This is a genomic window from Nonomuraea sp. IBHARD001, assembly GCF_056106265.1.
Map to the genome: position 1 here is coordinate 4,338,563 of NZ_JBWBBW010000002.1, position 19,016 is coordinate 4,357,578.

Here is a 19,016-nt window from a genome sequence, read left to right on the forward strand (position 1 = left end):
ATTGGTTCAACCCCCGTGCGCCTCAGCACAGTGATCTCACGGCCGGCCGCCTCACCCCCCATCCACCTGTGCGGAGGAAACCCCCCATGCGAAGATCACTTCGTCTGCTCGTCCCGCTGCTGTTCGCCACGGCGATGGCCGTCGCCGTACCGGCACACGCCGCCGTCCCCGAGCCCACGCCGGAGCCCACCACCGCGATCGTCGGCGGCGGGCAGGCCAGCCAGGCCTACTCCTTCATGGCCTCGATGGAGGTCCAGGGCCGTCACCACTGCGGCGCCTCGCTGATCACCGCCGAATGGCTGGTCACCGCGGCGCACTGTGTGCAGCAGGTCTCGCCCGGCTCGGTGCAGATGCGGATCGGCTCGATCGACCGCACCACCGCGCAGGCCGTGCCCGTCGCCCAGCTGGTCACGCATCCCGGCTGGCGTGGGCAGGGCGCCGGCGACATCGCGCTGATCCGCCTCTCGCGCTCGGTCACCCACCAGACCGTCGCGCTCAACGACTCCTCACCGGCTCAGGGCGCCTCGATCCGGCTGCTGGGCTGGGGCCAGGAGTGCGGCACGCGCGGCTGCCAGCAGCAGGCGCCCCGCAGGCTCAAGCAGCTCGACACGCGGATCAACCCCGACCGCATGTGCACCAACGAGTTCAACGCCGCCGGCGAGCTGTGCGTGTACGGCTCGCGCACCCAGACCGCCTGCTACGGCGACTCCGGCGGACCGGCGCTGCTGCAGGCCGACGGCGGCTGGCGGCTGGTCGGCGCGACCAGCCGCTCGGGTGTGCAGAACGAGACCTGCGGCACGGGCGACTCCACCATCTACACCGATGTCACGGCCTACCGGCAGTGGATCGAGTCCTACACCGGCGGAGGCGGCCCCGGCACCCCGGGATGCACCGCCGCCGCGTGGAGCCCCGGCCAGTACTACCCGGCCAACTCCCGCGTCTCCCACCAGGGATATGAGTGGCTGAGCAGGTCCGGGTCGCAGGGCCAGACCCCGGGCACGTCGTGGATCTGGCAGCGCGTCGGCGCGTGCTGATCGGCGCCGCCTGACACCGGCCGCCGGTGGTGACGCCCGACCGGGCGCCGCCACCGGCGTGCGTGTGCCCGGACCAAGGCGGCGCATGCCGTACGGTACAGTGTACGGCTCCGGGTGGTCAGCGGCAGGAAGCAGAGGGCATGACGGGGCTTTCCAGACAGCAGACGGCCGTGCTCGCGCGATGCGCGGTGGTCTTCAGAGCGGCCGACCCGCCCAGGAACGCCCTGGTGAGCTTCTACGGCGAGGACCTGCCACCGGGCGAGCGCGAGCCGATCACCCTGGCGCGAGCCGACGGGGGTGTGGCCGGGACCGAGGCGATCAGCATGGGCGTCAACGAGGCGGTCGCCGTGCTCAGCCGGGCCCGGATGTCGCCCGGCGCCCATCCGGCGGCCGTGTTCTGGGGCGCGGCGAGCGTCATGGCGCTGCAGCTGGTCGCCAGGGGGCGCATCGTGCCGTGCGTGAGCGAAGACGGCTTCGACGCCTGGCGGGCCGGCCCCTTCGACGCCGCCGACCTCGACCGCCTGCGCGCCCTGGCCGCCACCATGCCCGCCGCCGCACGGGCGGTGCCGCTGCCCGCCTCCGACGGCGATCAGGTGCTGCTGCCCGAGGCCGAGCCGCTGCTGCGCGCCTACCTCGACGCCGTGGCCGACGCCATGCCGCGCAGCCCCGCCGCCGTGCGCGCGAGCGGCTCGGCGCTGTTCGCCTCCCGCGCCCCCGTCCAGGCCGGCCACCTGCGCGCCTGGTCGCAGGAGGTGGCCGCGAGCCTGGACTCAGGGGTACGGCTGTCGCTGCGCGTGCAGAGCCAGGGCGCCGAGCACACCTCGTTCACGGCCGTCGTGCAGCTGCACAGCAAGCAGGACCCCGCCCTCGTCGCCGACGCCGCCGACGTGTGGGCGGGCCGCGCCCCCGCCTTCGGCCCGCGCTCCCGCATGGACGCCGTGCTCGCCGTACGGCAGGCGGCCCGGGTGTGGGAGCCGCTGCGCGCCCTGCTGGACGCGGCCGTGCCCGACGAGCTGCCGCTGTCGGACGCCGACCTGGCCGAACTGCTGGCCGGGGCCGCGCTCAGCCTGTCGGCCGCCGGGATGGACGTCATGTGGCCCAAGGCGCTGCTGGGTGAGCTGAGCGCCAAGGCCGTCGTCGGCGGCTCCCGCGACGAGCGCGCCTCGATGCGCAGCTTCCTCGGCGGCCAGGAGGTGTTCGCCTTCGACTGGCAGCTGGCCCTGGGCGGCGTGCCGCTGACCTCCGCCGAGATGGACGTGCTGGCCGAGTCGCACCGGCCCGTCGTCAGGCTGCGCGAGCAGTGGCTGCTCGTCGACCCCGAGCTGGCCAGGAAGGCACGCGAACGCGACCTCAAGCCGATGGGTGCGCTGGAGGCGCTCGGCGCGGCCCTCAGCGGCAGCGCCGAGGTCGACGGGCAGGAGATCGAGGTCGAGGCCGCCGGTTGGCTGGCCGAGCTGCGCGAACGCCTGGCCGACCCCGACTCCGGCGCCGAGCCGATCGCCCAGCCGCCCGAGCTGAAGGCGGCCCTGCGCGACTACCAGCTGCGCGGCCTGCGGTGGCTGGCCAGGATGACCTCGCTCGGGCTCGGCTGCTGCCTGGCCGACGACATGGGCCTGGGCAAGACCATCACGCTCATCGCCCTGCACCTGCACCGCCGGCGTGAGCCGGACACCCAGGGGCCCACCCTGGTGGTCTGTCCCGCCTCGCTGCTGGGCAACTGGGAGCGCGAGATCGCCAGGTTCGCCCCAGGCACGCCCGTACGGCGCTACCACGGCGCGGGCCGCAGCCTGGAGGGAGCAGAGGCCGGGTTCGTCCTGACCACCTACGGCACCATGCGCCTGTCGGCCGCCGAACTCGGCGCGCACCCCTGGGGGCTGCTGATCGCCGACGAGGCCCAGCACGTCAAGAACCACGCCTCCGGCACCGCCAAGGCCCTGCGCACGATCGGCGCGGGCGCACGCGTCGCCCTCAGCGGCACCCCCGTGGAGAACAACCTGTCGGAGTTGTGGGCCATCCTCGACTGGACCACGCCCGGCCTGCTCGGCCCCGTCGGCCGCTTCCGCGCCCGGTGGGCCAAGCCCATCGAGGCCGACGGCGACCGCGAGAGCGCCGCGCGCCTGGCCGCGCTCGTGCGCCCGTTCCTGCTGCGCAGACGCAAGTCCGACCCCGGGATCGCCCCCGAACTGCCGCCCAAGACCGAGACCGACAGGCCCGTCGCCCTCACCACCGAACAGGCCGGCCTGTACGAGGCCACCGTGCGCGAGATCATGACACAGGTGCGCGAGTCGAGCGGCATGCAGCGGCGCGGCCACATCGTCAGGCTGCTGACCGGCCTGAAGCAGATCTGCAACCACCCCGCGCACTACCTCAAGGAGGCCGGACCCGCCCTGGCCGGACGCTCGGGCAAGCTGGAACTGCTCGACGAACTCCTCGACACCATCCTCGCCGAGGAGGGGTCGGTCCTGGTCTTCACCCAGTACGTCGCCATGGCCAGGCTGCTGGAGCGCCATCTGGCCGATCGCGGGGTCGCCACCCAGTTCCTGCACGGCGCCACCCCCGTGCCCCGGCGTGAGGAGATGGTCGCACGCTTCCAGGACGGCGGCGTGCCGGTCTTCCTGCTCTCGCTCAAGGCCGCGGGCACCGGGCTGAACCTGACCAGGGCCGATCACGTCATCCACTACGACCGGTGGTGGAACCCGGCGGTGGAGGACCAGGCCACCGACCGCGCCTACCGCATCGGCCAGACCAGGCCGGTCCAGGTGCACCGGCTCATCGCCGAAGGCACCGTCGAGGACCGCATCGCCGAGATGCTGCGCGCCAAGAAGTCCCTGGCCGACTCGGTGCTGGCCGGAGGCGAAGCCGCCCTGACCGAGCTCACCGACGCCGAACTCGCCGAACTCGTCTCCCTGCGCAGGCCGTGATGGCCGCCCCCGTCCCCTCGCGGAGGTACTGATGAACGCCAAGGGCTTCGCGCCGTTCCCGCCGCAGCACCCCGGCACCCGCTTCGCCCGCACCTGGTGGGGCCAGGCGTGGATCAAGGCGCTCGAACACACCTCACTCGACCAGACCCTGCTGAAGAAGGGCCGCGCCTACGCCAAGACCGGTCACGTGGGCACCATCACCGTCTCGCCCGGCCGTATCGGCGCGATCGTGCACGGCCTGTCGCACGAGGAGGCCTACGAGAGCGTCGTGCGGGTCGAGCCGCTCACCGACGCCGGATGGGACCGCTTCCTCGACCAGGTCGCCGCCAAGGCCGCCCACCTGGCGGCCCTGCTGGAACGCGAGATGCCGCACGCCCTGGTCGAGGCCGCCGCCGACGCCGGGGTGGCGCTGCTGCCGTCGGTCGGTGACCTGGAGCCGCAGTGCACGTGCCCCGACTGGGGGCATCCGTGCAAGCACGCGGCGGCCCTGTGCTACCAGGCCTCGTGGCTGCTGGACGACGACCCGTTCCTGCTGCTGCTCATGCGGGGACGCGGGGAGGCGCAACTGCTGGCCGAGCTGCGCGAGCGGGTGGGAGGCCCGGCGCAGGGCCCGACCGGTGGGGTGCCCGCGGTGTGGGCGTTCGCGCAGGACGCCGCCCTGCCCGAGGCGCCGCCCGCGCCCCTGGGCGGCCCCGCCGCGGCATCCTCGTTCCGCTACGACCCCGCGCCCGGCGTGGACCCCGAGGCCCTGGCCCTGCTGGCCGCCGACGCCGCCCTGCGGGCCCATGCCCTGCTGCACGACGCCGAGCCGCCCGAGCCGCTCGACGAGTGGCAGGACACCGTACGCCTGGCCGCCACGCATGCGGCGCCCGCCGTACAGGGGCGGCTGCGGCAGGGCGCGGGGGCGGGGCTCGACCGGGCGGCCGACGCCTGGCGTTACGGCGGACGTGCCGGGCTGGAGGTGCTGGAGCACGCCTGGAGCCCGCCCAGGGCGGACCTGCTGCGTGGTCGCAGCGCCGTACTGGGTGCCTGGGAGCGCGCCCCCGAGGCCGACATCTGGCGCAATCGGCTCACCCTGCCCGAGCACGCCCTGCAGGTGCGGTACGGCAGGGACGGGCGCTGGTACCCCTACCGCGACCGCACCGGTGCCGGCGACTGGTGGCCTTCGGGCAGGCCCGCCCGCGACCCGGCGGCGGCCCTCGACCTGATCGACCAGGCCTGATCCGGAAAAATCTAAGGCTCGACCTAAAAACAGGCTCGTCCTATGCAAAGATGACGCCATGAGCACCGACACCCTCGGCCTGCGCGAGCAGAAGAAGCGCGAGACCCGCCAGGCCATCTCCGACCACGCGACCCGCCTGTTCGTGGAGCGCGGTTTCGAGGCGACGACGATCGCCGACATCGCCGCCTCGGCGAGGGTGGCCAAGATGACCGTCACCAACTACTTCCCCCGCAAGGAGGACATGGCGCTCGACCACCAGGAGGAGTTCGCCGCGAGCCTGGCCGCGATCGTGGGCGCCAGGCCGGGCGGCCAATCGGCGCTGGGCGCCCTGCGCAAGGCGTTCCTGCGGGCCCTGGACGAGCGTGACCCCGTGGCCGGGTTCGCCGATCCCTCCTTCGCCCGCATGGTCGCCGCCAGTCCCACCCTGAGCGCCCGCATCCGCGACCTGCACGTGCGCCGGGAGGAGGCGCTCGCGGCGGTCCTGACGGCCGAGACCGGCGCCGCCGCCGACGACCTGACCCCCCGCGCCGCCGCGGCCCAGCTCGCGGGCGCCCACCGCGTCCTGTTCACCGAACTGCAACGCCGCATCCTGACCGGCGAGCCCGCCTCCTCGATCATCCCGGCGATGACCACGGCCGCGACCGCCGCCTTCGACCTGCTGGAAGCGGGCCTGGGCAGCTACGCCATCCGCTGACCCGGACTTGCTGGAAGCGGGGCCGGGCGGCTGCGCCATCCGCCGGCCCGGACCATCTTCAAGCAGGACCCGGCGGCTACTGCCGGTGGCTCAGCACGTTGACCACACGGCCACTCGGATCGCGTACGAAGAAGCGGCGCACCCCCCACGGCTCGTCGGTCAGCGGATGCACGATGCGATCGCCCGCCCCCGAGGCCAGCAGCGCCTCGTGCACCGCGTCGACGTCGGCCACCTCCACACTGATGTCCGGCTGCACCGCGGCCGAGGCGTCGGGCCCGGTCAGCGTCACCTGCGCGGTCGGGTTGGACGGCGAGGCCAGGGTCACCGCCCAGCCCAGATTCATCACCTCGACGAAGCCCAGCGTCTCGTAGAAGGCCCGGCTCTGCCCGAGATCCTGCGTGGTCACATCGGGGACAACCCTGCGAATGCTCATCCCCCATTGTCCCCCGCCCGGCGAGTACGGAGGTGCTGTCGGGGCGTATGGCCGCTTTGCCCATTTCGGTGGAGCATTATCGGAGCGCCAGATTCTAGAATTCGGCACTCCTGATTTGGCTGGGCCGACAAATTCCCGCGATATCTGATTTCATTCGATATCTGCGAGATTGTCGGGCGCCGAGAGGTGGAGCGTGCCATGGAATGCTCGTTTCCCGACCACACCTGGCAGTCGCGGGGGACGAACTCGCCCGCCTATCGGGCCCAGGCGATCGTGTGCGGCCGGTGCGGTGTCGGGCATTCGCTGGAGTTGACGTTCGAACCGGGCGAGAAGGTGCGGCTGGTGTCGGAGTTCTTCGCCGCCTCCGGCTCGGCCACGGTCTCGGAGGAGGTACGCAACTACTTCACCGTCTCGGTCGCCGTCACCTGGCGCGAGATCCAGAACGACGGCTACACGGTCGAGGCCGACGTCAGGGAACTCCCCTCGGCCGCAGCCAAGGAGCCGCCCCCGGCAGCCCCGCCTGCCCCGCCTGCCGCGCCTGAGCCCGACCCGCCTCGGCAGGGTCTGCGTGCCGAGCCCATGACCGTGGAACCGCCCAAGCCCAGGCCCAAGCCGTCCCCCCGCCCCGTCCCCCAGCCCCGCTCCCGGCTCCTCAAATCCCCGCCGCCTCCCCGACGGCGCAGATCCCGCCCGTGGCTCGGCGCGCTCCTCCTGCTGGCGATCGCCGCGGCCATCACCTTCGCCCTCATCGCCAACCGCCAGCCGCCCGCCGTCCAGAGCGTCGCCGCCCCGGCCCTCGTCTCGCCCTCGCCCGGCGCCAAGCTCAAACTCGCCAAGACCCTGACCGTCAAGGTACGGCCGGTCGCCGGGGCCAGCGGTTACCTGTACGGCTTCTTCCAGCGCGACACCATGGTCTGGGAGAACCAGCGCGACCAAAGCCGCCTGTCCGGCTCGGTCTACGCCATCAAGCCCAAGACCAAGGCACACCAACGCCTGCGCAAGGGCGAACTGCGGATCTGGGTCAGGGCCATGGTCGCCGGTCGATGGAGCGAGGCCGCAATCGTCACGGTGACGCTGCGCTGAATCCGCTCCGGCTACGTAGCATCGAATACATGCAAAAGGGCTCACTGGGCAGAGCGCTTGGGCTGATCTCCGGGGTGCTGGCCATTCTTGCGTTTCTCGGATATCAGACATACAACGACTTCGACGCACCGAAGTCACCCCGCGAGGGCGAGGCGGCGACATCCGCACCGGCCCCCGACCCGGATCAAGGCAAGTGGGACTACATCCACGAGGCCGACGAAGCCTGCTCCTCCGTCACCACCAGGATCGACACCGCCGGAAAGTACTCCACCCAGCGCCCCTCCGTCTGGCCCGCCGCGATCGGCCGCCTCCGTGCCGACATGCTGAAGACCTGGAAGAAGGCCGGAACGCCGGAGGACCCCTTCTCCACCTCCTTCGGCGACGAGACGAGGAAGATCTGGTCCGACTTCTCCGACGCGAACTGGTGGTGGTCGCACATGGTGCGCCTGCTGAAACGCGCGCAGTGGGACGACGCGCACGCGGCCTACGAGAAGTTCAAGGTCCACGACGACTCCGCGACCCAGCGCGCCACCCGGCTCGGGTACTCCGCCTGTGACTACGACTGGCCCCGATTCACCACCTGGTAAGTCGTCTGCCTGCGGGTTTTCCCCTGCCTCGGCCATGGAAGATCACCATGCATGGAACTGACGGTGATCGCCGTTGTCGGCGTGATCAGCATCGTGGCGGTGGCGGTCCTGTCCCGGCGGATCGGCGTGGCCGCGCCGCTCGCGCTGGTCGTGGTCGGGACCGCGCTCAGCTTCCTGCCTGGCGTGCCGCATGTCGAGATCCCGCCGGACCTGGTGCTCACCGTGGTGCTTCCGCCGCTGCTGTACGCCACGGCGGTCAACATGCCCGCGACCGACTTCCGGCGTGACATCAAGGCCATCTTCCGGCTGGCGGTGCTGCTGGTGGCCGCCACGACGCTGTGCGCCGGGTACCTGCTGTCCTGGCTGCTGCCCGGACTCGGCCTTGCGGCGGCGTTCGCGCTGGGCGCGGTCATCAGCCCGACCGACGCGGTGGCCGCGACCTCGGTCGGCAAACGGCTCGGGCTGCCGTCGCGGCTGATGACGATCCTGGAGGGCGAGGGCCTCGTCAACGACGCCTCCTCGCTGGTCCTGCTGGGTTCGGCGATCGCCGCGATGACCTCGACCGTGCATCTGTGGTGGGTCGGTGCCGACTTCGTGTACTCCGTCGTCGTCGCCACCCTCATCGGCGTCCTGGTCGGCCTGCTGACCGTCGTGGTACGGGGGCGGCTGACCGACACCGTGCTCAACACGGCCGTGTCGTTCGTGGTGCCGTTCCTGGCGTTCCTGCCCGCCGAGGAGGTCGGCGCCTCCGGGGTGCTGGCCGTCGTGATGACCGGGCTGGTCAGCGGACATCTCAGCCCCAGGTTCCTGCGGGCCAGGGACCGGCTGGCCGAGAAGATCAACTGGCAGACCGTGGCCTTCCTGCTGGAGAGCGCGATCTTCCTGCTGATGGGACTGCAGCTGCGTACCCTGGTCGACCAGGTACGCGACGCCGGTGAGAGCGTCGCGCAGGCGGTGGGCATCGGGCTGCTCGCCTCGCTGCTGGCGATCGTGGTGCGCATGGTGTTCGTCGCGCCGATGGTCGCCTCGCTCGGCCGCGACGCCGCCAGGGCCGAGGACTCGCGCACCATGCTCGACGACCTCGCCGACCGGCTCGGCAAGGGCGAGGAACTGCCCGGCAGACTCCGCAAGGCCGATCCCGAGAAGTTCGCCCACCGGCTGCAGCGCCGCAAGAACGACGACGACTTCATCATCAACGAGAGGTTCGGCTGGCGCGGCGGCACCGTCATCGCCTGGGCCGGGATGCGTGGCGCGATCACGGTGGCCGCCGCCCAGACGCTGCCCGCCGGCACGCCGTACCGGCCGCAGTTGCTGCTGATCGCCTTCGTCGTGGCGGTCACCACCCTGCTGGTCCAAGGGCTGAGCCTGCCGAAGGTGATCAAGGCGCTGAAGATCCCGGGCGACGACGCCGCCGCCGACCGCGCCGCCCTCCTGGACCTCAACGCCGACCTGTCGGCCAGGGCCGCCGACGCCCTCGCGGACCCCGACCTGACCAGACCCGACGGCACCCCCTACGACCCGGAGATCGTCGAACGCGTCCGCGCCATGACCACGGCCCGTAGAAAGCCGCCCGCCGCCCCGCACACCTCCTCCGGCGACAACGACCCCCGCGAGCAGTACCGCGAACTCCTCCTCACCGCAGCCGCCGCCCAACAGGACGAACTCCTCGCCGTACGCTCCACCGGCACCTACAACTCCCGCGTCCTCGGCCAGGCCCAAACCATGATCGACACCGAACTGGCCCGCCTGCAGAACACGCAGGGGTGACCTGCTACGGCTCCAGCAGGCGGTGGGGCCCCGGGCCCCGGTCGGCCAGGGTGTCGCCCGGGTTGGCCAAAGCGCACTGGTCGAAGGACAGGCAGCCGCAGCCGATGCACTCGGTGAAGCGGTCGCGCATGCGTTCCATCTTCTCGATGCGGGCGTTGATCTCCTGGCTCCAGCACACCGAGGCCAGGGACCAGAACTCCTCGGTCGGCGGGGCGTTCTCCGGCAGGAAGCCGAGCACGCCCGCGATCACCGACAATCGTCCGGCTGGCCGTCATCGTCAGGCAGGGCCGCCCGCCCTTACGCCGCCTGAACGACAACAAGGAGCACACCATGACTGAGACGACATCCCGCTGGATCCGGCACCACGCCCACCCCCTCACCACGCTCGACCCCCAAGCCCCCCTCACCGGCCTGCTCACGGCGCCGACCAGGACGCGGCTGGTCGGCCCGGACCACGACCCGGCCGACGACGCCGCGCACCACCTGTCCGGCGGGTCGCTCGCCGGTTGGTTCGACGTGCTCGCCCACCACCGCGAGGTCACGCCGGTACGGCTCATCGCCCCGCCGTCGTGAAGGCCAGCAGCAGCTCGCCGGTCTGCTCGGGCGCCTCCAGCATGGGCAGGTGCCCGACGCCGGGCAGCAGGACGACCCGTGCGCCCGCCACCGTCTCGTACCGGTGCGCCGACGCCGGGTCCCACCGGGGATCGGCGGCGCCGAACAGCACCAGCACGGGCAGGCCGAGCGCGGCCAGCCGCTCGGGCACGGCGCGTTCGGCGATGTAGGCGGTGTTGTGCCGCAACAGCGTCCTCATCGTCCGGTAGCCGATGCCCCGCACGTCGGCGAGCACGTCGTCCGGGATGTCCACCGGGAGGGCGGCCGTCGAGGCGATCCCGTCGCGGATCATCGCCGCCGACCTCCTCGGCCACAGCAGCGGGCCGATCGGCGGCGCCAGCAGGAGCCGCAGGACGAGCGGCTGGGGACGCAGCGCCTCCGGGCCCGGCCCGCTGCTGATCAGCGTCAGCGAGGCCACGAGGCCGGGACGCCGTTCGGCCAGCGCGGTGGCGACGTAGCCGCCGCTGGAGTGCCCGGCCACGGCGACGTGCCGCAGGCCGAGCTCCTCCAGCAGCGCCGCCACCCGTTCGGCCAGCGCGGGCACGTCGCACGACGGCGCGGGCGGCGACTGGCCGCAGCCGGGCAGGTCGACGCGGATGACGTGGTGGCGCTCGGCCAGCGCCGGGACCAGCGGGCCCCAGAAGCCGCCCGAGGCCCCCGACCCGTGGACGAGCAGCAGGGGCGGCGCCTCGGGCGGGCCGTCGTGCACCACGTGCATGCCATGGCGGTACTCAGTCATGGCAGCACGGTGCCAGGCCGGTCGGCGACGGGTCTTGGACGAATGTTCCCGCCTCGGACACAGCCCAGAAGTCCGCATATCGCCCGCCGAGCCCCAGCAGCTCCTCGTGCCCGCCGTACTCGGCGATCCGGCCCCCGTCCAGGAGGACGACCCGGTCGGCCCGCCGTACGGTGCGCATGCGGTGGGTCACCATCACCACCGTACGGCCGGTCATCAGGCGTTCGACGCCCTCGTGCACGGCGGCCTCGTTGGCCGGGTCCAGGGCCGACGTCACCTCGTCGAGCAGGACGACGGGGGCGTTCTTCAGCAGGGCGCGTGCGATCGAGACCCGCTGGCGCTCACCGCCGGACAGCAGCGCGCCGCCCTCGCCGACGTCGGCAGCCCAGCCGCCGGGCAGGCGTTCGATCACCTCGTCCAGTTGCGCCGCCGTCGCCGCGGCCCGTACCTCGGCCTGGGTCGCGCCGGGACGGCCCAGGCGTATGTTCTCCTCGATCGTGCCGTCGAAGAGGTGGACGTCCTGGAAGACGATGGAGATCCGCGCCATCAGCGCCTCGGTGCCGATCGCGCGCACGTCCACGCCTCCCATGCGCACGGCTCCGGCGTCCACGTCGTGGAAGCGGGCCAGCAGCCGCAGCATCGTGCTCTTGCCCGCGCCGGACGGTCCGACGATCGCCAGCCGCTGTCCTTCGGGCACGACGAGCGAGACGTCGTCGATCACCGTGCGCCCGCCGTGCCCGAAGGTGACGGCGTCGAACTCCAGGCCGTGGTGCGCGGGCGCGACCGGTACGCGCGGGTCGGGCAGCGGCTCGGTGCGCAGCAGCGCCTCCAGCCGGGCCAGCTCGGCCCGTGCGCCGCGCAGTTTGCCGCCGATGTCCGACAGCGACAGCAGCGGGTCGGCGCAACGGGCGGCCAGTACCAGCATCGCCAGCACCTGCGCCGCACCGGCCTGCCCGGCCAGCGCGAGATAGGCGCCCAGCGCCAGCAGCGCGGTGAAGAGCGCCTGCACGGTGAACGTCAGCCCCACGACGCCGGGCAGCGCCGCCAGCACCCCGCGGCGGGAGGCGCGCCCGACCTCGATCAGGGAGTCGTCCAGCAGCCGGAAACGTTCGCCGCTGCGACCGCCGACCCGGAGCACCGGCTGGGCCAGCAGGTACTCCACGACACGTGCGCCCGCCTCCTGGTCGCGTCCGTGCCGCTCGGCGTCCGCGGCGGCCGTCGCACGCGCCGTCCACCGCTGGATCACCGCCACCACGGGTACGGCCAGCAACGCCGCAGCGCCCATGCGCCAGTCGAACGCGGTCAGCACGGCCACGACGGTCAGCGGCGTCACCAGCGCGGACACGAACGGCGCCAGCAGATGCGCGGCCACGCCCATGGCCTGCAGCAGCCCGCGACCGGCCAGCACCGACACCTCGCCGACGCGCCCGGCGTCGTACCAGCCGAGGGGAAGGCGGGCCAGATGGGCGCCGAGCCGGTGGTACATGCCGCGCAACATGGTGGTCCCGACCCGCATGCCGGACAGGTCGCTGACATAGCGCAGCACGGCATAGCCGGCGACCGCGCCACCGAAGGCGGCCAGCCAGGGCACGGCGTCGGCGGGCGCGCCTTCGAGCAGTGCCCGCAGGACCGGGAGCAGAAGCGCGTAGGACAGGCCCTCGGCCACCGCGGTGATCGTCATCAGGATCACGGTGCGGCGCATCGCCCTGGCGTGGTCGTCTCCGAGCACGCGCAGCAGCGTCCGGATCATCGGGGCTCCCCTCCCCGGGTCTCGTGCCCGGCGTGTCGTTGCTGTCGTGCCGCCGGTTCGCCCGGTGCGCCGCGTTCGACGATCACGCCGTCGCGCAGGCTGACGACGGTGTCGGCGTCGGCGATCGTCTCCGGCCGGTGCGCGACGACGACGATGGTGCGCTCGTCGCCCAGGCTCCTCAGGGCCTGCCGTACGGCCTGCTCGGTCTGCGGGTCGGCGAAGGAGGTCGCCTCGTCCAGCACCAGGACGGGTGTGTCGGCCAGCAGCGCGCGGGCGATCGAGATCCGCTGCGCCTCGCCTCCCGACAGCTCGGCCTCCTCGCCGAGCACCGTGTCGTAGCCGCGTGGCAGGCGCAGGACGCGCTCGTGGACGGCGGCCAGGCGGGCGGCCCGGACCACGTCGTCACGGCTCGCCCCGGGCACGGCCATTGCGATGTTGTCGGCGACCGACGCGCGCAGGAGGCGTACCTCCTGAAGGACGAAGGACACGTGCCGGTACAGCTCGCCGGTGGCGATCTCGCGCAGGTCGACGCCGCCGAGGAGGATCGAGCCGTGGGTGGGGTCGAACAGGCGGGCCAGCAGCCGGGCCAGGGTGGACTTGCCGCTTCCCGACGGCCCGACGATCGCGGTGACCGTACCCGGCTCCAGGACCAGGTCGACGCCTCGCAGTACCTCGTGGCCGGAGGCGTCGTAGGCGAAGCGGACGTCGCGCAGCTCCAGCCGGTGCCCCTGCGGGACGCGCGGGCGTGCGGGTTCGGGCAGCGGGGCCACCGCGAGCACGTCCTTGATCCGGCCGAGCGCGCGGCCGGCGCTCCGCAGGTCGTCGAAGCCGTGCCCGAGCGCCGCCACCGGAGCGGTCAGCCCCAGCCCGAGCAGCAGGAACGGCAGCAGGTCCGCCGGGGCCAGGCCGCCGTACCCGATCAGCGCCGTCCCGCCCGCCAGCACCACCAGCAGGACGAACGGCGGCGACAGCGCCAGCTGCATCCCGGCGGCGACCGCCGACATGCCGCGTACCCAGCGCGAGAAGACGGCGACGAAGTCGTCGGCCGCCGTCAGGAACGCGCGGTGGGCGCGCGCGCCGCCGCCGAACGCCTTGACCACCGCGATCCCCCGTACGAACTCGACGACGGAGGCCGCGATCCGTCCCATCGCCGCGTCGTAGGCCTCCTGCTCACGCGTCCTGGCGGGCAGCATCAGCAGCGGCACCAGCGCCACCGCCAGCACCACCGGGATCAGGGTGATCAGTGTGAGCCGCACGTCGACGCCGAGCAGGTACACCAGCGACACCAGCGGGACCACGAACGCGGCGACGAGCTCACCGGGCGCGTGCGCGATGAACGGATGCACCGCGCTCACGTCCTCGCCCACCACCTTGGCCAGCTCGCCGGTGCGCCGCCCGGAGTACCAGCCGAGCGGGACGCGCCCCAGCGAAGCGGCGAGCGCACGCCGGAGCGTCAGCTGCACCCGGCCGTCGAGCACGTGCCCGGCCCCCGACGACGCGGCGGTGAACAGCAGCCGGACGAGCAGACCCGCCGCACCCGCGATCACCACACCCCGCACGTGGGCCTGGTCGACGGGACCGGCCGCCAGCAGGGTACGGCCGAGCTCGGCGACCGCCAGCAACGGCGCCAGCCCCGCCAGCGCACCCACGACCTGAAACAGCACCACGGCCGTGAAGCTCCATGAGTGAGGACGTAGCAGTCGGGCCATACCCGGAATGGTCATGGGCCCCACTGTCGCCGCCCGGGCCCGCCGGAGGATTGAACGAATGTTCCCCTAGCATGGCGTTCATGCCCTCCACCGCTCCCGCGTGGGACGCCACCTCCCCCGCACGGCGCAGCCGGGTCGCCGGTGTCACCATGGCCGGATTCCACGACCCCGGCACGGACGCGCAAGGGCACCGGATGATTCCGCACCCCGCCGTGACACTGGTCCTGGACGTCGGCGCCGGAGCGCCCGTCGTCGAGGACGCCGCCGGGCGACGGCACCGGGGCAACCTCGTCGCCGGGCTCGGACTCGGCGGCGCGGTGTGGGTCGGCGGCCAGAACATCACGTGTGTCCAGATACGCCTGTCCCCCGTGGTCGTCCGCGCGATCCTGGGCGTCGGCCCCGATGAGCTGGACGGCCGTGTGGTGAGGCTGGAGGACCTGTGGGGCGCTCAGGCCGCACGGATGGGCGAGCAACTGGCCGAGGTCTCCTCCTGGCCGGACCGTTTCACCCTGATCGAGGCGTCGCTCGGCCGCAGGGCCGAGGCAGGGGCGCAGGTCGAGCCCGAGGTGGCGTGGGCCTGGCGGCGCATCGTCGCAGGCCGGGGCCTGGTCCCCGTGGAACGGCTGGCGGCCGATCTCGGCTGGAGCCGCAAACGCCTGTGGTCACGCTTCCGCACCCAGATCGGCCTGCCGCCCAAACGCGCGGCGAAACTGGTCCGCTTCGACCACGCCGTCCACCGCCTGGCCGCCGGCCGCGACGCCGCCCGGGTGGCGGCGGACGGCGGCTACGCCGACCAGTCCCACCTGCATCGCGACATCGCCGAGTTCGCCGGCGTCACCCCCTCCACCGTGGCCACCGAGCCCTTCCTGGCCACCGACGACATCGCCTGGCCCCACGATCCCGGCCGATCGGGCGATCGCCGGGGGTGACGGGGGATGCGAATGGCCTGCGATGCGTGCTCGCCGCGATGCGCGGGCTGGTGGCCCGGTGAGGGTCTCGGGTCGGTGATACTGGGCGGGTGCAGTACGTGTCCAGAGTGCCGGGGTCGCCGCTGGACGGGCTGATCGACGACCTCTACTACCTGGAGGGCGCGCCGCCGTACGCCCGGTTGATGTTGCCGCCGATGCCGGGGGCGTTGCTGATCGTCAATCTCGGGGCGCCGTTCCGTATCCGTGCCGGGGCCGATGCCGAGACGGCCGAGTACGCCGATGGGTGCGTGGTCGGCATGCCGTCGCGTGCGTTCGAGTTCGGCTATCCGCCGGGGACGCGGTCGGTCGGCGCGCATGTCAAGGCGTGGGGGCTGGCGCCGTTCCTGCCGATGCCCGCGGCCGAGCTGTGTGATCGGCCGGTCGAGGTGGAGCAGGTCTGGGGCCGGGCGGCCGTCGCGGGGCTGCGGGATCGGCTGGAGGCGTCGGCCGGGCCGTACGAGATGCTGGCGGTGTTCGAGGCGGAGCTGATGCGGCGGCTGGGCGGGAGCGCCGGGTTGGGACTGGTCCGGCACGTGAGCGGTGTCATCGCGGCGAGCGGCGGGGCGGTGGCGATCGGCGAGCTGAGTACGGCGGCGGGGGTCAGCAGCACGCATCTGGCGCGGCGGTTCAAGGAGCTCGTCGGGGTGACGCCGAAGCGGCTGGCCCGTACCCATCGCTTCGCCGCCACCGTGCTCGCGATCGACCCGGCCGGGCCGATCGACTGGGGCGCCATCGCCGCCCGGGCCGGCTACTTCGACCAGGCCCATTTCGGCCATGAGTTCCGGGCGTTCACCGGGCTCACCCCGACCCGCTACATCGAGGTACGGCGGCGCTTCCTGCGCGAGCATCCCGGCCATGCGCTGGACGGCTGGCCGCTGCCCGTCGATTGATTTCTTACAAGAGCGACGGCTTGCCGGACGCTACTTTGGGGTCGTCCCCAAGCAGAGGAGAGGCCCATGGGCAAGGTGGTCATGTACGGCTCGGTGTCGGCGGACGGCTTCGTCGCCGACGACAACGACGCGCCCGGACCGCTGTTCGACTGGCTGACCGGCGGTGACGTCCTGCTGGACGGGAGCGGCGTGCTGAAGGTGTCGCAGACGTCCTACGACTACATCCGGCCGTACTGGGACGGGATCGCCGTCACGATCGTCGGCCGCCACGTCTTCGACCTGACCGACGGCTGGGACGGCAAGCCTCCGGGCGGGGTCGACCACGTGGTCGTCGTGACCCACCGCCCGGCGCCCAAGGGCTGGGACCCCGGGACGCCGTTCCACTTCGTCGACGGTGTCGAGGCGGCGATGGCCAAGGCGCAGGAGCTCGCGGGCGAGCGCGTGGTCGAGGTCGCCGCGGGCGACGTCGGCGGGCAGGTGCTCGCGGCGGGGCTGGTCGACGAGGTGCGGATGGACGTCGTGCCCGTCGTGTTCGGATCCGGCAAGCGATTCTTCGGTCCGGTCCACGGCCTGCACCTGCTGGAGGACCCCGACGAGGTGATCCAGGGCAACCGCGTCCTGCACCTGCGCTATCGGGTACGCCGCTGAGCGACGCTCACCCGATGCGGCGCATCGCCCGTTCGCGGCGTTCGGCGACGCTGGAGCCGGACTCGCCACCGGCCATCCGGCGCAGCACGATCGGGGCGAGCAGCAGGCCGACGACGGCCCAGACGCCGAGCACGCCGACCGTCTCCAGGTGCCGCCACGACTGGCCGATCTCCACGACCACCGCGCCGTCGGGCAGCAGGGCCGAGCGCATGCCGAGGCCGAGCCAGTACACCGGCAGGCCCTGGGCGATCCACTGCAGCCATTCGGGCAGCGCGGTGACCGGGTAGAAGACGCCGGAGATCGCGATCATGCCGAGGATGGGCAGCTGCAACAGGCCCTGGCTGCGGGCGCTGGTGAACACCGAGCCGAGGATCGCCCCGAGGGGCAGGGTGGCGACCATACCGAGCACCAGGACCCAGGCCAGCGTCGGCCAGGAGATGTCGGACCCGGCCGCGAGCCCGCCGATGAGCAGCACCCCCGGCACTATGAAGATCGCCAGATCGGCCAGCAGCCCGCCGGAGACCGAGACGACCTTGCCGACCAGGTAGGCGAGCATGCCGTTCGGTGTCGCCTTGGCGCGCAGCAGCGTGCCGTCCTCGCGTTCGGCGGTGAGGGCCTGGCTCATGCTGACCATGCCCATCGCGACGTTCATCCCGAGGATGCTCGGCAGGGCCAGGCTCGCCAGCAGCAGCCCGCTCGACCCGAACGGCATGTCACGCATGAAGTACACGACGCCCAGCAGCAGGCAGGGCCACAGCAGATGCGACAGCAGGTCGGCGCCGTTGGTGAACGACTGGCGCAACTCGATCAGACCTCGTGACAGGCCGATCCGGAATGTGCCGGCGACCGGGTTCATCGCGTTGCCTCCGCTTCCACAAGGTCGGACTCGGCCTGGCGTACCAGGGTGAGATAGGTCTGCTCCAGGGAGGCGCGGTGCACCTCGAGTTCGGCGATCGCCTCGCCGTACTCGGCGAACAGGGTGCGGACGAACGCGGTGGAGTCGGGCGTGGTGCGGGTGTGGCGGCGGCCCTCGTGCAGCCAGCGGACCTCGTCCTGTCCGGCGATGCGGCGGGCGAGCTCCTCGGCGGTGCCGTCGGCGACGATGCGCCCGCCGTTCAGGACGACGATGCGGTCGGCGAGCCGGTCGGCCTCCTCCAGGTCGTGCGTGGTGAGCAGGATCGTGCACTCGCGCCGGTCGGCCAGGCCTCTGACCAGGTCGTGGAACTCGCGTCTTGCCTGGGGGTCGAAGCCGGTCGTGGGTTCGTCGAGGAAGAGCAGTTCCGGGCGGCCGACCAGGCCGATCGCCACGTCCAGGCGTCGCCGCTGCCCGCCGGAGAGCGTTTTGATCTTCTGGTCGGCCTGCTGGGTGAGGCCGACGGCCGCCATCAGGTCGCCGGTCGGCCAAGGGCGTTCGATCGCGGCCGCGGCGTAGGGCCGGTAGTAGGCGCCCAGGTGCGCGAGCAGTTCGCGTACGCGCCATTTGCCGTGGTCGCGCCAGGACTGCAGGACGACGCCGAGCCTGGCCCGCCAGCGTTCGTCGCCTCGGGCCGGGTCCACGCCGAGGACCTGGACTCGGCCTCCCGAACGGGCGCGGAAGCCCTCCAGGATCTCGATCGTGGTGGTCTTGCCTGCGCCGTTGGGGCCGAGCAGGGCCAGTACCTCGCCGTGGCGCGCCTGGAAGGTGACCTCGTGCAGCACGTCGTGGGCGCCGTAGCGCATCCGCAGACCGTCGACGTCGAGCACGGTCGGGTCGGCCGTCGCCATCGTCGCTCCTTTCACCGGTGTCGAAGGGGTGCCGGAGGGCGGGGAGGCGGCCCCAGGCATGCAAGCAACTCTAGTTGACTAATTTCGACATAGTCAACCGGAGTTGCTTAGTGGGGGGCGGGAATGACATGGCCGCCAACCTGGCGGGCGAGCCGGGCTTTCCGTGCGTGCGTCGTGGTCACCCGTAGCGCGAGCCTG

General features: G+C 72.5%; 18 protein-coding genes. 11 read left to right on the forward strand and 7 right to left on the reverse strand.

Annotation, left to right across the window (positions count from 1 at the left end):
* The first annotated feature begins 86 nt into the window (after positions 1 to 86).
* The 4 genes from ACTWNK_RS21850 to ACTWNK_RS21865 all read left to right on the forward strand — a co-directional run bounded on the left by ACTWNK_RS21850 (position 87) and on the right by ACTWNK_RS21865 (position 5,871).
* A complete protein-coding gene (locus ACTWNK_RS21850; protein ID WP_474306314.1) occupies positions 87 to 1,034 on the forward strand; it encodes a trypsin-like serine protease in 948 nt (315 codons plus the stop codon).
* 140 nt (positions 1,035 to 1,174) lie between these two features.
* Positions 1,175 to 3,955 carry a DEAD/DEAH box helicase gene (locus ACTWNK_RS21855; protein ID WP_474306315.1) on the forward strand — a complete coding sequence of 927 codons (2,781 nt, stop codon included), beginning with the start codon at positions 1,175 to 1,177 and terminating at the stop codon, positions 3,953 to 3,955.
* 31 nt (positions 3,956 to 3,986) lie between these two features.
* The gene (locus ACTWNK_RS21860) at positions 3,987 to 5,177 is read left to right on the forward strand and encodes an SWIM zinc finger family protein (RefSeq protein WP_474306316.1); all 1,191 of its coding nucleotides are present in this window, start codon (positions 3,987 to 3,989) and stop codon (positions 5,175 to 5,177) included.
* A gap of 58 nt (positions 5,178 to 5,235) precedes the next feature.
* Complete coding sequence (locus ACTWNK_RS21865) at positions 5,236 to 5,871, forward strand: TetR/AcrR family transcriptional regulator (protein ID WP_474306317.1); 636 nt, start codon at positions 5,236 to 5,238, stop codon at positions 5,869 to 5,871.
* A gap of 76 nt (positions 5,872 to 5,947) precedes the next feature.
* Here the strand turns inward: ACTWNK_RS21865 and ACTWNK_RS21870 are convergent, their stop codons facing one another.
* The gene (locus tag ACTWNK_RS21870) at positions 5,948 to 6,304 is read right to left on the reverse strand and encodes a VOC family protein (protein WP_474306318.1); all 357 of its coding nucleotides are present in this window, start codon (positions 6,302 to 6,304) and stop codon (positions 5,948 to 5,950) included.
* Positions 6,305 to 6,502: 198 nt separating this feature from the next.
* On the opposite strand from ACTWNK_RS21870, the gene ACTWNK_RS21875 reads away from it, so the two are divergent.
* The 3 genes from ACTWNK_RS21875 to ACTWNK_RS21885 are packed head-to-tail and all read left to right on the forward strand — an operon-like array spanning position 6,503 to position 9,741.
* Entirely contained in the window at positions 6,503 to 7,387 is an 885-nt protein-coding gene (locus ACTWNK_RS21875; protein ID WP_474306319.1) for a hypothetical protein, read from the forward strand.
* Positions 7,388 to 7,416: 29 nt separating this feature from the next.
* Entirely contained in the window at positions 7,417 to 7,974 is a 558-nt protein-coding gene (locus ACTWNK_RS21880; RefSeq protein WP_474306320.1) for a hypothetical protein, read from the forward strand.
* A gap of 51 nt (positions 7,975 to 8,025) precedes the next feature.
* Positions 8,026 to 9,741 carry a cation:proton antiporter gene (locus ACTWNK_RS21885; protein ID WP_474306321.1) on the forward strand — a complete coding sequence of 572 codons (1,716 nt, stop codon included), beginning with the start codon at positions 8,026 to 8,028 and terminating at the stop codon, positions 9,739 to 9,741.
* 4 nt (positions 9,742 to 9,745) lie between these two features.
* Here the strand turns inward: ACTWNK_RS21885 and ACTWNK_RS21890 are convergent, their stop codons facing one another.
* Positions 9,746 to 9,991 carry a MerR family transcriptional regulator gene (locus ACTWNK_RS21890; RefSeq protein ID WP_474306322.1) on the reverse strand — a complete coding sequence of 82 codons (246 nt, stop codon included), beginning with the start codon at positions 9,989 to 9,991 and terminating at the stop codon, positions 9,746 to 9,748.
* 80 nt (positions 9,992 to 10,071) lie between these two features.
* Here ACTWNK_RS21890 and ACTWNK_RS21895 point away from each other — a divergent pair, with 80 nt between their 5' ends.
* Positions 10,072 to 10,314 carry a hypothetical protein gene (locus ACTWNK_RS21895; RefSeq protein WP_474306323.1) on the forward strand — a complete coding sequence of 81 codons (243 nt, stop codon included), beginning with the start codon at positions 10,072 to 10,074 and terminating at the stop codon, positions 10,312 to 10,314.
* Here ACTWNK_RS21895 and ACTWNK_RS21900 read toward each other — a convergent pair.
* The 3 genes from ACTWNK_RS21900 to ACTWNK_RS21910 are packed head-to-tail and all read right to left on the reverse strand — an operon-like array spanning position 10,295 to position 14,506.
* Entirely contained in the window at positions 10,295 to 11,092 is a 798-nt protein-coding gene (locus tag ACTWNK_RS21900) for an alpha/beta fold hydrolase (RefSeq protein ID WP_474306324.1), read from the reverse strand. The two genes, ACTWNK_RS21895 and ACTWNK_RS21900, sit on opposite strands and share 20 nt — an antisense overlap.
* Complete coding sequence (locus ACTWNK_RS21905) at positions 11,085 to 12,839, reverse strand: ABC transporter ATP-binding protein (protein ID WP_474306325.1); 1,755 nt, start codon at positions 12,837 to 12,839, stop codon at positions 11,085 to 11,087. The genes ACTWNK_RS21900 and ACTWNK_RS21905 overlap by 8 nt, the downstream gene beginning before the upstream one ends.
* Positions 12,836 to 14,506 (reverse strand): ABC transporter ATP-binding protein, encoded by a 1,671-nt coding sequence (locus tag ACTWNK_RS21910; protein WP_474306326.1) that lies wholly within the window; start codon positions 14,504 to 14,506, stop codon positions 12,836 to 12,838. Before ACTWNK_RS21910 ends, ACTWNK_RS21905 begins: the two co-directional genes overlap by 4 nt.
* A gap of 122 nt (positions 14,507 to 14,628) precedes the next feature.
* Here ACTWNK_RS21910 and ACTWNK_RS21915 point away from each other — a divergent pair, with 122 nt between their 5' ends.
* From ACTWNK_RS21915 to ACTWNK_RS21925, 3 genes are all read left to right on the forward strand, one after another.
* Positions 14,629 to 15,477: an AraC family transcriptional regulator gene (locus tag ACTWNK_RS21915; protein ID WP_474306327.1), complete on the forward strand. Its 849-nt coding sequence runs from the start codon at positions 14,629 to 14,631 to the stop codon at positions 15,475 to 15,477.
* A gap of 98 nt (positions 15,478 to 15,575) precedes the next feature.
* Entirely contained in the window at positions 15,576 to 16,406 is an 831-nt protein-coding gene (locus tag ACTWNK_RS21920) for an AraC family transcriptional regulator (RefSeq protein ID WP_474306328.1), read from the forward strand.
* Between the two features lie 66 nt (positions 16,407 to 16,472).
* A complete protein-coding gene (locus ACTWNK_RS21925; protein WP_474306329.1) occupies positions 16,473 to 17,054 on the forward strand; it encodes a dihydrofolate reductase family protein in 582 nt (193 codons plus the stop codon).
* Positions 17,055 to 17,061: 7 nt separating this feature from the next.
* Here ACTWNK_RS21925 and ACTWNK_RS21930 read toward each other — a convergent pair whose 3' ends face one another.
* Both ACTWNK_RS21930 and ACTWNK_RS21935 read right to left on the reverse strand, forming a co-directional pair.
* Positions 17,062 to 17,910 carry an ABC transporter permease gene (locus ACTWNK_RS21930; protein ID WP_474306330.1) on the reverse strand — a complete coding sequence of 283 codons (849 nt, stop codon included), beginning with the start codon at positions 17,908 to 17,910 and terminating at the stop codon, positions 17,062 to 17,064.
* Positions 17,907 to 18,818, reverse strand: coding sequence for an ABC transporter ATP-binding protein (locus ACTWNK_RS21935; protein ID WP_474306331.1), 912 nt, complete (start codon positions 18,816 to 18,818; stop codon positions 17,907 to 17,909). Before ACTWNK_RS21935 ends, ACTWNK_RS21930 begins: the two co-directional genes overlap by 4 nt.
* Positions 18,819 to 19,016 lie beyond the last annotated feature (198 nt).

Coding starts and splice junctions, on each gene's coding strand:
- ACTWNK_RS21895 (WP_474306323.1), top strand. CDS start 10,072: ATGACTGAGACGACATCCCGCTGGATCCGGCACCACGCCCACCCCCTC.
- ACTWNK_RS21855 (WP_474306315.1), top strand. CDS start 1,175: ATGACGGGGCTTTCCAGACAGCAGACGGCCGTGCTCGCGCGATGCGCG.
- ACTWNK_RS21850 (WP_474306314.1), top strand. CDS start 87: ATGCGAAGATCACTTCGTCTGCTCGTCCCGCTGCTGTTCGCCACGGCG.
- ACTWNK_RS21905 (WP_474306325.1), bottom strand. CDS start 12,839: ATGATCCGGACGCTGCTGCGCGTGCTCGGAGACGACCACGCCAGGGCG.
- ACTWNK_RS21870 (WP_474306318.1), bottom strand. CDS start 6,304: ATGAGCATTCGCAGGGTTGTCCCCGATGTGACCACGCAGGATCTCGGG.
- ACTWNK_RS21900 (WP_474306324.1), bottom strand. CDS start 11,092: ATGACTGAGTACCGCCATGGCATGCACGTGGTGCACGACGGCCCGCCC.
- ACTWNK_RS21930 (WP_474306330.1), bottom strand. CDS start 17,910: ATGAACCCGGTCGCCGGCACATTCCGGATCGGCCTGTCACGAGGTCTG.
- ACTWNK_RS21925 (WP_474306329.1), top strand. CDS start 16,473: ATGGGCAAGGTGGTCATGTACGGCTCGGTGTCGGCGGACGGCTTCGTC.
- ACTWNK_RS21865 (WP_474306317.1), top strand. CDS start 5,236: ATGAGCACCGACACCCTCGGCCTGCGCGAGCAGAAGAAGCGCGAGACC.
- ACTWNK_RS21935 (WP_474306331.1), bottom strand. CDS start 18,818: ATGGCGACGGCCGACCCGACCGTGCTCGACGTCGACGGTCTGCGGATG.
- ACTWNK_RS21875 (WP_474306319.1), top strand. CDS start 6,503: ATGGAATGCTCGTTTCCCGACCACACCTGGCAGTCGCGGGGGACGAAC.
- ACTWNK_RS21915 (WP_474306327.1), top strand. CDS start 14,629: ATGCCCTCCACCGCTCCCGCGTGGGACGCCACCTCCCCCGCACGGCGC.
- ACTWNK_RS21860 (WP_474306316.1), top strand. CDS start 3,987: ATGAACGCCAAGGGCTTCGCGCCGTTCCCGCCGCAGCACCCCGGCACC.
- ACTWNK_RS21885 (WP_474306321.1), top strand. CDS start 8,026: ATGGAACTGACGGTGATCGCCGTTGTCGGCGTGATCAGCATCGTGGCG.
- ACTWNK_RS21880 (WP_474306320.1), top strand. CDS start 7,417: ATGCAAAAGGGCTCACTGGGCAGAGCGCTTGGGCTGATCTCCGGGGTG.